10 protein-coding genes and 1 pseudogene are annotated in these 9,219 nt (G+C 68.9%); all 11 read left to right on the top strand.

The window, feature by feature from the left end; translation table 11 throughout:
- A pseudogene (locus tag ABZ552_RS16510) lies at nucleotides 1–745 on the top strand (hypothetical protein); the annotation flags it as partial.
- Nucleotides 742–1,569: an ESX secretion-associated protein EspG gene (locus tag ABZ552_RS16505; RefSeq protein WP_281879386.1), complete on the top strand. Its 828-nt coding sequence runs from the start codon at nucleotides 742–744 to the stop codon at nucleotides 1,567–1,569. The pseudogene ABZ552_RS16510 and the gene ABZ552_RS16505, both read left to right, overlap by 4 nt.
- A gap of 319 nt (nucleotides 1,570–1,888) precedes the next feature.
- On the top strand, nucleotides 1,889–3,514 hold the full coding sequence (locus ABZ552_RS16500; protein ID WP_281918040.1) for a hypothetical protein: 1,626 nt from the start codon (nucleotides 1,889–1,891) through the stop codon (nucleotides 3,512–3,514).
- Nucleotides 3,511–4,296 carry an ESX secretion-associated protein EspG gene (locus tag ABZ552_RS16495; RefSeq protein WP_281879388.1) on the top strand — a complete coding sequence of 262 codons (786 nt, stop codon included), beginning with the start codon at nucleotides 3,511–3,513 and terminating at the stop codon, nucleotides 4,294–4,296. Before ABZ552_RS16500 ends, ABZ552_RS16495 begins: the two co-directional genes overlap by 4 nt.
- Nucleotides 4,297–4,342: 46 nt before the next feature.
- The gene (locus ABZ552_RS16490; RefSeq protein ID WP_281879389.1) at nucleotides 4,343–4,786 is read left to right on the top strand and encodes a hypothetical protein; all 444 of its coding nucleotides are present in this window, start codon (nucleotides 4,343–4,345) and stop codon (nucleotides 4,784–4,786) included.
- A complete protein-coding gene (locus ABZ552_RS16485) occupies nucleotides 4,783–5,070 on the top strand; it encodes a YbaB/EbfC family nucleoid-associated protein (RefSeq protein WP_281879390.1) in 288 nt (95 codons plus the stop codon). Before ABZ552_RS16490 ends, ABZ552_RS16485 begins: the two co-directional genes overlap by 4 nt.
- A gap of 255 nt (nucleotides 5,071–5,325) precedes the next feature.
- Nucleotides 5,326–5,646 carry a type VII secretion target gene (locus ABZ552_RS16480; protein ID WP_281918041.1) on the top strand — a complete coding sequence of 107 codons (321 nt, stop codon included), beginning with the start codon at nucleotides 5,326–5,328 and terminating at the stop codon, nucleotides 5,644–5,646.
- The gene (locus tag ABZ552_RS16475) at nucleotides 5,643–7,007 is read left to right on the top strand and encodes a hypothetical protein (RefSeq protein WP_281918042.1); all 1,365 of its coding nucleotides are present in this window, start codon (nucleotides 5,643–5,645) and stop codon (nucleotides 7,005–7,007) included. The genes ABZ552_RS16480 and ABZ552_RS16475 overlap by 4 nt, the downstream gene beginning before the upstream one ends.
- 13 nt (nucleotides 7,008–7,020) lie before the next feature.
- Complete coding sequence (locus ABZ552_RS16470) at nucleotides 7,021–7,326, top strand: PE domain-containing protein (RefSeq protein ID WP_281918043.1); 306 nt, start codon at nucleotides 7,021–7,023, stop codon at nucleotides 7,324–7,326.
- Nucleotides 7,327–7,356: 30 nt separating this feature from the next.
- On the top strand, nucleotides 7,357–8,394 hold the full coding sequence (locus ABZ552_RS16465; RefSeq protein WP_281918044.1) for a PPE domain-containing protein: 1,038 nt from the start codon (nucleotides 7,357–7,359) through the stop codon (nucleotides 8,392–8,394).
- Nucleotides 8,391–9,176, top strand: coding sequence for an ESX secretion-associated protein EspG (locus tag ABZ552_RS16460; RefSeq protein ID WP_281918045.1), 786 nt, complete (start codon nucleotides 8,391–8,393; stop codon nucleotides 9,174–9,176). The genes ABZ552_RS16465 and ABZ552_RS16460 overlap by 4 nt, the downstream gene beginning before the upstream one ends.
- The last annotated feature ends 43 nt before the right edge of the window (nucleotides 9,177–9,219 follow it).

Raw genomic sequence — 9,219 nt, 5'->3', positions numbered from 1 at the left:
CTTCACCGACCCCATCACCCGCACCGGCGGAACCGGCGGAAACAACAACAACGGCGGCGGCACCGGCGGAAACAACAACAGCAACAACAGCAACAACAACAACGGCAACAACAACGGCGGAAACGGAAACGGCGAAAGCGGAAACAACAACAGCGGAAACAGAAACGGCGGAATCGGAGGCGGCACCGGAGACGGCAGCGGTAGCGGCGGCGCCAGTGGTAGCGGGGGTGGCACCGGCGGTAGCGAGTCGCACCCCTCGGGGCCGACCGGGAGCTCGGGCAACGGCACCGGCCCGGCGTTCGGACCGAGCGGCATGACCGGCGCGGGCACCAGTGGCGCACTGAGCGGTACCGACCTGCTCAGCCTCTTCTCCGAGGTGCTGCAACTCATCTCTTCCGCCATACCGACGCTCGTGCAACTGGGCAATCAACTCGCCGCTCAGCTCGGTCCCGGACTGCAGGCGCTGGCCAAATCCGTCGAGGACGGGGCGACGACGGTGAAACAGGCGCTGGCGGATGCGGCCGAGCTCATCGAGGACGAATTCGAGGAGTTCGAGGACCTGGTGGGCCCGCCTGGTGCGAGCGGGCCGGTCACCTTCGCCATCGTGCCGGAGATCGGCCGGGCCGGCGGCAATCAGCCGGAGTTCTTCGTGGACTTCACCTCGACGAGGTCGACCGACGCGGTCGCCGGCACCGAGGTCAGGACGACCGGAGCACCTGGCATCAGTGCGGAGGGAGACCGATGATCGAGCGAACCTGGCGCCTGACCGGGCTGGAGTACCTGGTGATGCGCGAGCGGCTGGTCGGGCGCAGGATGAACTGGCCCTTCGCCTACCGCTCCGACATCCATGGGCACTACGACTTCCAGTTCGCCAAAGCCAGGGTCTGGGGCGAGCTGCAGGCGAGCTGGGATGCCGCCTTGGCCGATGTGCTGGTGAAATCGCTGCGCGCCGATATCCGCATCGCGCTCCAGGCGGTGGACCACAGCGCGCTCGAGGCTCTGGCTGGCCGAAAAGTACTGGCTGCGAAGCTATTCAATGACCGAGCGGTCCTTATCGAAGGATTCCACACCACGACCTTCGACAGCCACGACGAGCTCGAGATCACCGAGTGCACCGCCACCGCGCTGCCACGGCTGATCGTGGAAAAACTGCCGCCGGAACCGGCGGGTACCCAGTCCCGCGTGGAATTGCTGAACTCGGACACCGAAGCCGGGTTCGACCACTGGCACGGCCGCAACTCCCTCTACGACGAGGGCGATCGGGATATCGACCTGCGCGGTCGCCGATGGCAGGCCGCGCAGAAGGGGTTCGTGGGCGCCATGCAGATCACGCACGGCCACTCGACTTTCGGTCCGCGCGGACAGGTCACCAGGTGGATCATCTGGGAGGATCATCCCGGTGACGGACGTTATCTGATCGACCCGGGGCCGCCGGTCGCCGCGGTCGCCGTCGACGCGGACGGGCTGGGCAAGCTGATCGAGCGGGAGTGCGCGGAACTGATGCTCGTGCGCGACGACGAGTCGCGGCAGGGCGTCGCGCGGGCGAGTGTCTACGACGATGAGCTCTGATATGGCAGCTCCCAACGATCGCCTGCGCAGCGAGGCCGGTTCGTCGCCGTGTTCTGGTCGCGGTCGATGCCGACGGTGTGCTGATCGATGTCGAGTTCGTGGCGACCATCGGCGCACTGGATCACGCCGCGATCACCGCTGCCTCGCGCGTGGGCGGTCGCCGGGATCGGCCCGCGAGGTCGTCGAGCTGTACGCGACCGAGCGTCCGGTGACCGGACGCCCTATCCCGGCCCGGCGGCGACGCCGGCTTGCGTCGACTGGTTCCGCGACCAACTGCGCTGACCACAACGAAGTTCATCGACCAGTACGGAGGGCATACATGGCACTCGACCCGAACGTCGCGGACCCCACGGCATGGTCTGTGCTACCGAATCTGGCCGGCGACGGGCATCTGCGGCTCGAGGCCGGCGCGGCGCACCGCTGCGCCCGATATGTCGACAACATGCTCGATCGCGTTGTCGGAGTGCACACCTGGATCGATCAGAACGTTTCGCTGGCGAGCCCGACCATCGCCGCCTCGGTGTCGGGTCAGTTGCTGTGGACGGTCTTCAACGTGAAGTTCGGCACCGAGTTACAGGAGCGGATGGACCGGCATCGCAACATTCTGACCAATATGGGCAACACGTTCGTCTCGGCGGGAAAACAGTACGAGCGAACCGAACACGAGTCGACGGTGAGTTTCGACGACCTCTCCTTCCACAGTCCCTCCGGAACCCCACCGCCCGGTACGCCGAAACCGGTGGCGGTTCCGGTCCATCCGACCAAGCCGGACTCGACAACCCAGTACGACTCGTACGGGTTCGGTCCCGAACTGGGGAGCCAGCTCGGGTGGGAGACCCTATGGGTGATCGGCAATTCGATCGATGCCCAGGCGGTCGCGACCGCGGCGGGAGTGTGGCAGTGGCTGTCGGAGACCTTGGATACGGGGTTCACCACGCTGCGCACGAATATCTCGGGGGTATCGGATCAGTGGGAGGGGGCGGGTGCCGAGGCTGCGATCGCCGCGACGACACACTATGTCGGAGCGTCCCAGCAGCTCACCAAGGACATGTCCCTGCTCAGTGATTCGTTGCTCTACACCTCGGGCTGGCTCCAGCAGACCAAGCAGTACGCCACACCGCCGACACCGTCCCCACCGCCCGGCGACAGCATCTCGCAGCAGATGCAGAACGAGCTGAACCTGATCCGGCTGCAGGAGAACTTCCAGACGTACTACTCCGTGAACTACACCAACACCCTGACCCGCATCGTCGCGCTGCCCCAGCCCGATGACGTGGCGACCCCGGCGCTCGACATCGGCGACGACAACGTCCCGATCGGAACGCCGACCGACGCCCACAACGATGACGACACCGGTGGCAACCATGGTGACCCGTCGACCGGCGACGGCGGCGGTCAGCACGGCAGCGACCCCGGCGAGGACGATCCGCTCGGCAACCGTTCGCCCGGCGGCGACGGCGACGACACCCCGATCGGATCGTCCGACACGGAGACGAATACGCCGAATCTTTCCGAGGCGCTGAAGGATTCCCCCTTCTCCTCGCCCGCCGACCTCCTCGAGGAGCTGACCTGGCAGGACCCCGGAAACAACCCGCTGCTCGTGAACACCGCGCTGCTGCCCCCGACGAACAACGCCTTCGGCGGTGTGGGCACGGGCGGGATCAGCGGGCGTGGCGGACTCGGGCGCGCGCTCGCGCTCAGCCCGCTCGCGAACCAGGATCCCAAGCTGTTCCCCCGTGTCACGAAGGTACCGGGGGAGAAGCTGATCGGCCGCGCGGGTCCGGGGCTCGGCCGGGATCCGATGATGCCCTTCGGCGGTTATCCCGCACGTCCGGGCACCGAAGAGCGGGAGAAGAAGCGCTCGGAGCTGCTGAACTCGACCGAACACCTCGACGACGTACTCGGCGGGCCGGGGCGCAGCGTGCGGCCGGTGCTCGATCGGTGAGCCGCTCCTGGCTGCTCACCGACATCGAGCTGATCGCGTTGTGGGACAACCTGTTCAAGGATCGGCTGCCCGCGCCGCTGTTCTGCCTGTATCGCGGCGAGAGTGCTGCGGAGTGGTCGCGCCTGGCCGACGCGGCGCTGGACGGACTCGCCGAGGACGAGGACGGTGCTCTGCACGACGCGCTCGGACGTATCGCGCATGCTGACATCCGGGTCACCGTGGCGGCCTTCGATCCACGCAGTCCGAATGATCCGGCCGGCAGGGTGCGCGCGGTGGGCGCACGTCAGGGCGCGGTGGCCTCGCTGATCCGGCAGCTGCCCGGTGAAACCTGCTGGCACAGTGCCGGATTTCAGGTCAGCACCGGCGCCGCCGAGCGGCTGCCGGGTGCGCTGGTCGGGGTGCTGCCCGAAGGCGCCGCCGGCCGGCTACCCGACATTCCGCTGGTGACGGTGCCGACGGTTGCCGATGTCGACCATCACTTCGGACGGTCCCCGGTATACGACAGCTTCGGTGAGGCGGACCGGGCCAGCGCATCGTGGCTGCGCCACCCCGTCGAGCGTCGAGGCCTGATCGAAACCAGTTTGGGGAGATCAATATTCGGGCCGCGCGGGATAGCCCGGCGCCGCATCGATTGGCGCGATCTGGTCGGCGACGGCCGCTACGCCGTGACGGCCGCCGCCGCACCGATCGCGACGGCCGTCGACCGTGCGGCACTGGCGGCGCTGGTGGCAGCCGATATCGAGACCGTACGACATACCATGGAGGACGAACGACGTGCGTGAACGACAGGGCGGTACCGACTCCGCGAACAGGTGGTCCGCGGACTCGATGTTCGGTGCAACCATCCACGACGATCCGGTCTATCAGGGCGGCGACCTGGTCGAAGACCCGGTGGATCAGCGCGTCGACTCCGGCGTTGGTTCCCCGGATTTCGCCGCCTGGTCGGTCGGCGAAGCAGCTCTGCGCGGTGGGGACATCGTGGTGAGCGCGACCGATTCCGGACTGCCGCTCGCGCTCCGGGTCCGGCCCGACCAGCTCCGGCGCGATCCCGCTGAGCTCGGCGACGACATTCTGCGGCTGTGCCGACAGGCCGCCGGCCGGGCCGGCCTGCTGCGACGTGAGTACCTGAGCGGTCTCGGCGTACCGGACTCGGCCCTGGACCTACTCGCACTTCCATCCCGGCTCCAGGTCGAGGCGGACGAACTCACCGGAGAATCCGAGCACGGCTACGAACCACGCAGCTGGCTGGACCGGGAAGGAGACCGCTGGTGACCGACTTCGCCGCCCTCGAGTCGGGTGCGCTGACGCAATTGGATCGAATGCGCGGACTCGCGGCCGACCTGGAAGCGATCCGGGTCGAGCACACCGATCCACGCGGGAACGTCACCGTCGGTGTCGACGGTATGGGTCGTCTGGTGAAAGTAGTTCTTGCCCAAGGTGTTTCACAGCTCTCGCCGCGAGAGTTCGAACACGCGGTCGTCGATACCGCGGCGGCCGCGGCGCGGCAGGCGCTGGCGACGCGGGCACGGCTGATCGAGGAGTTCAACGGCGGGTGAACAGATGACGTGCGGGGTGGGCGCCCCGCTCCGATGGTATTGCGCGAGGGCGCGAATCCCTGTCCGCCCGCCGCTTCGGTGCAGGTCAGCGCGCTGTACACACCACGTCGACCCGCACGATCAACGCCCAGGTGAACAGTAGGTTCTGCCACTCGCACACCGCTTGCAGACCGACCGGCGCTCATTACATTTCTGACCTGAGCCGGCCAGGCATCCGATTCCAGAGTTCACAGATCAGCCCAGGAGGGCACCGTGATGAACGTACTCAATGTGCAGCCGCAGACTTTCCGACAGTACGGCGAGATTTCCGACGGGATGGCAGCGACGGTCGCCGCGGCGGGGGTGGTCGATCAGGCCGCGGTCATCGCGGCTGCGGTCCCGGTGTTCGGTCTGATCGGACAGGAGTTCCTGACCAGCTTCGCCTACGCCCAGGCGAACCACTTCACCGCACTGGCCCAGCTGGTCGACATCCTCACCGCAACCGCCGACACCGCACGGGGCGCGGCGGCCTCCTACGAACTCACCGAGCAGCACAGCGCCGCTGAGTTCGTTCCGCCGGCCGGGAACAACGCATGACGGCCGAACATCTCGCGGCGCCGCTGTCCCCGTCCGTGCTCGACGCTCTGCACAACACTCCCGTCGCGCCGCTGCTCGATCAGTCCGCCCAGCAAGTGCTGGCCGGTATCGGCCTGCCCGCACTGCCGCAGCTGTCCGCCCTGCCGCCCTTGCCGGGCCTGCCCGCACTGCCGCCACTGGATCCGACGGCACTGATCAGGCCGGTGACCGACCTCTTCAGCGGCTTCGGCAGCGGTGATCTGGCCACCGACGCTGGGCTCAATCCGCAGACCGTGCTGCAGCGGGTCACCGACGCGGTCGGCACTGTGATCCAGTTGGCATCCTCGGGGATTCAGCTGCTGCAGTCGATGGAGAGCAGTGGGGTGACCGCGGCGACCTCGGCCGCGCTCGACACGGTCGCGACGTCGGCGTCGATCTCCGAGCAGGCGACCCGGATCAATCTGGTGACCGGTGGCGCGGCCGCAACCATGGCCACCGGCTATGCCGAAATGGCGGCGCTGGCAACCAGGTTCGCGCTCACCACGGCGGCGCTCGGCCCCACTCTGGTCACCCCGCCGGGGCAGGCGGCTCTGCTGGCGACCGCGATCGAAGCCGGTACCGAGGCCACCGCGATCACCGCCCGGACCAAGGCCCAGTTGTTGGGGCAATCGGCGGAGATGGCCGAGGCGGGCGAGCCGGTGCCGACCCGGGTACCCAAGCGCGCCGACCCGGGCAAGGTACAGCGATCACTGGCCCGGAGCGCGTCGACGGTGAGCGGATCGGTGCCCGAAACATCGATGATCACCAGGGGCTCGGCTACGGCGACCACCGGTGGCGCCGGGTCGGCGGGTTCGGCGGGAACCTCGAGGCAGTCCTCGCTCACCCAATTGCTGTCGCAGGTGCAACAACTGGTGACGCCGCTGATCTCGTTGGGACAGACAGTGGGCAAGGAGGCCGCCGCGCAGCTCTCGGCCAAGCCGGTTGCCGAGACCTCGACACCGGTGGCCAACCGGCCGACGTCCGTGTCGGGGCTGTCCGCGGCTTCGGTCCCGGGCACGGTCGCGGCCGTGACACCCGCGGCCACGGTGCTGGGCGGATGGCAGGCCGAAGGGATCGTCACGGCGGCGCCGACGAGTCAGGTCGCCGCCGTCGGCATTCCGATCACGACGTCCACCTACTCGCACGAGATGCTGCCGCCGCTGGTCCCCGGCGCGGCCCTCACCGATGGTGACGGTCGCGCGCGGCCGTCGGGCAGTGCCCCCGCACAGCTGGCGGACACGCGCTACGTCGACGAGTTGATCGGCAGCGGACAGCAGGACATCGCAGCACCCGTCATCGGTCTCGATTCGACCGATGACCCGGATACCCCGTTCAGTCTGTAGAAGGAGAATTCGCATGAGTCGCATCGCGATCGACAACGAACTGGCCGTGCTCGCCGCCGGACGGCTGGAATCACTCGCCGACGGTCTCGAGTCCGGGCTGCGGCAGCGGGGTGCGGCCCTGCGACCAACCGCGGCGGCCGCGGACGCGGTCTCGCGGCACACCTCACAGACGCTGGGGCAGGTCGGCTGTTCGTTCGAGGAGTCGTACCTGGGTGGTGTCGGCGAGCTGCGCAAGATCGCCGCGAACCTGCGGTCCCATGCCGACCTCGTCGTGAACTCCGACGACGACGCCGTGCAATCGTTCCGGTCCCTGATATAGCACCGCCCGGCGGAGACGAGGAGTGACGCGATGGCACAACCGGCACAGGTCGGTTTCACGGGCACGATCTGGGAGGCTGTGCCGCCCGAACAGCTGGCGGGCGAGCTGACCACGGGGCCCGGCGTGACGCCGATGGCCGAGGCGGGCCTGGCCTACGCCGCCCTCGCGGTCGGTCTCGGTGAGGCGGGGGCGGAGTTCCGCGCCATCCTGTCCGTTGTCGGCGAAGCGTGGGGCTCGGAATCGAGTGAAGAGGGGATCGCGCAGCTGGCGCAGCTGGCCGACTGGTTCGACGACATCACCACCGCCGCACGACACAACGCCGCCGCCGCGGCGCAGCAGGCGGCATCGTACGAGCTCGCACAGCTCACGATGCCGCATGTCGGTGAGGTGATCGACGCGATACGAACGGCCGAGCAGATGGTGGCGGGCTCGCTCCTCGGCGCACCGCTGACAGGTCTGTTCGACGCCGCCGAGAATCAGGTCGACGCGCTCCGTACCCACGCGGCTCAGGTGATGCGGTCGTATGAGGCGGGCAGTGAACCGCTGGCGGTCGCGTGGGAGCAGGAGCCGGCACCCGCGGTCTCCGCCGGTGCCGCCCTGCTCGCCGAACAAGCGTCCGCACCCTCGGTGGGGGATGCCCTTGGGCCCGCCCCGGACGCACATGTCGTCGCCCCGCCGGTACTGACCTCGCTGCCCGCGCCGGATCTCTCGGCGCTGACCGTCGCGCCGACCCCGACGGTGATGGTCGGGAGTGAGTCGCTGGTTCTTTCGCCCGTCCTGTCACCCGCCGTGCCGGTGGTGGCGGGGTCGCCTGGTCCGCCCGTGGTCGCCGCGGCAGCGTCGCCGGTGGCGGCGCCGCCACCGCCCTTGGTGGCGCCGACCGCGGCCCCGGTGACGCTGTCGGCGCAGTCCGGCCCGCGCGCGGTTGCCGCCGCGGCCGCCGATCTCGATGGCCGGATCGGCGTGGACGCCGGATTCCCCACCGCACCAGCGGTTCTCGGCGGTGGTGTGGTGGCGCAGTCCCGATCGGCTCCGTCGGTCGAGAGCGCCGGGAGCGATCCGCGATGACGATCCTGACCACCGACGGCACACTGACCGTCGCAGGCGCCCTCGGCGTGCAGACCCTGCCACCTGTGCTCGCGCTGCGTCCCCAGCACATCGACCACGCCGGCTTCCTCGCCGCGCGGACCGCCACCCTGGCCGAGCTGCGCGCCGACGGTGTACTCGACCACGACGGTAACGTGCTCGACGACGAGCTCGCCGCGGCGCTGTTCGTGCTGGCGAGGCCGGAACGGCAACTGGTGCTGCGGATCCGGCGCGACGGCGCGGTGCGCCGCGTCTGCCTGGCCCGGCGAGGTTTCGACCACGCGGTGGCGGTACGAACCGACGACGAGGTCGACGTACGCACCGTGTGGGGCGACGAGGACCCGGTGGCACTCGCCCGGCCGCTGCTGGTGGCGCTGGGCAAGTGCCCACCGGCTGATGTTCCCGTGCTCACCGCACCCACCGCGGAACTGCGCCGCAGGCTCGACGACTCGCGCATCACGCAGGCCAGCGCCGTCTACCGGACCGGAATGTCCGAGTCGGACGCGATCACGCTGGGAATGGCCCTGCGCCAGTGCAGTTCGATCGCCGAGCTGGTCTGCTACGGCTACCGGGACGGCAGCGCCCGCCGGGCGCATGCCGCGGCGGCCGTGTACGACACCGCCGAGGGCCGGATCATCGCCGGTGGCCGTGCCGCCACCGACGGACAGGACTGGACCACTCTCGCTCCCGGCAGCGATCGCCGGTTCGCCCACGTCGTCGGGGCCTTGATCGAATCGCTGCCCGAAGGCCGCTGGATGCCGTAACCGGCGCGATTTTTCCAGATGTCCGGGGTATCTCCCCGGAATT

The organism is Nocardia sp. NPDC019219, assembly GCF_040632645.1.
Classification (GTDB): domain Bacteria; phylum Actinomycetota; class Actinomycetes; order Mycobacteriales; family Mycobacteriaceae; genus Nocardia; species Nocardia sputorum.
This window is presented reverse-complemented; position numbering and strand designations above follow the sequence as displayed.

Excerpts from the sequence above, each read along its gene's own strand:
- ABZ552_RS16475 (WP_281918042.1), top strand. The coding sequence starts at position 5,643 with ATGACGGCCGAACATCTCGCGGCGCCGCTGTCCCCGTCCGTGCTCGAC.
- ABZ552_RS16465 (WP_281918044.1), top strand. The coding sequence starts at position 7,357 with ATGGCACAACCGGCACAGGTCGGTTTCACGGGCACGATCTGGGAGGCT.
- ABZ552_RS16490 (WP_281879389.1), top strand. The coding sequence starts at position 4,343 with ATGTTCGGTGCAACCATCCACGACGATCCGGTCTATCAGGGCGGCGAC.
- ABZ552_RS16500 (WP_281918040.1), top strand. The coding sequence starts at position 1,889 with ATGGCACTCGACCCGAACGTCGCGGACCCCACGGCATGGTCTGTGCTA.
- ABZ552_RS16470 (WP_281918043.1), top strand. The coding sequence starts at position 7,021 with ATGAGTCGCATCGCGATCGACAACGAACTGGCCGTGCTCGCCGCCGGA.
- ABZ552_RS16505 (WP_281879386.1), top strand. The coding sequence starts at position 742 with ATGATCGAGCGAACCTGGCGCCTGACCGGGCTGGAGTACCTGGTGATG.
- ABZ552_RS16480 (WP_281918041.1), top strand. The coding sequence starts at position 5,326 with ATGAACGTACTCAATGTGCAGCCGCAGACTTTCCGACAGTACGGCGAG.
- ABZ552_RS16460 (WP_281918045.1), top strand. The coding sequence starts at position 8,391 with ATGACGATCCTGACCACCGACGGCACACTGACCGTCGCAGGCGCCCTC.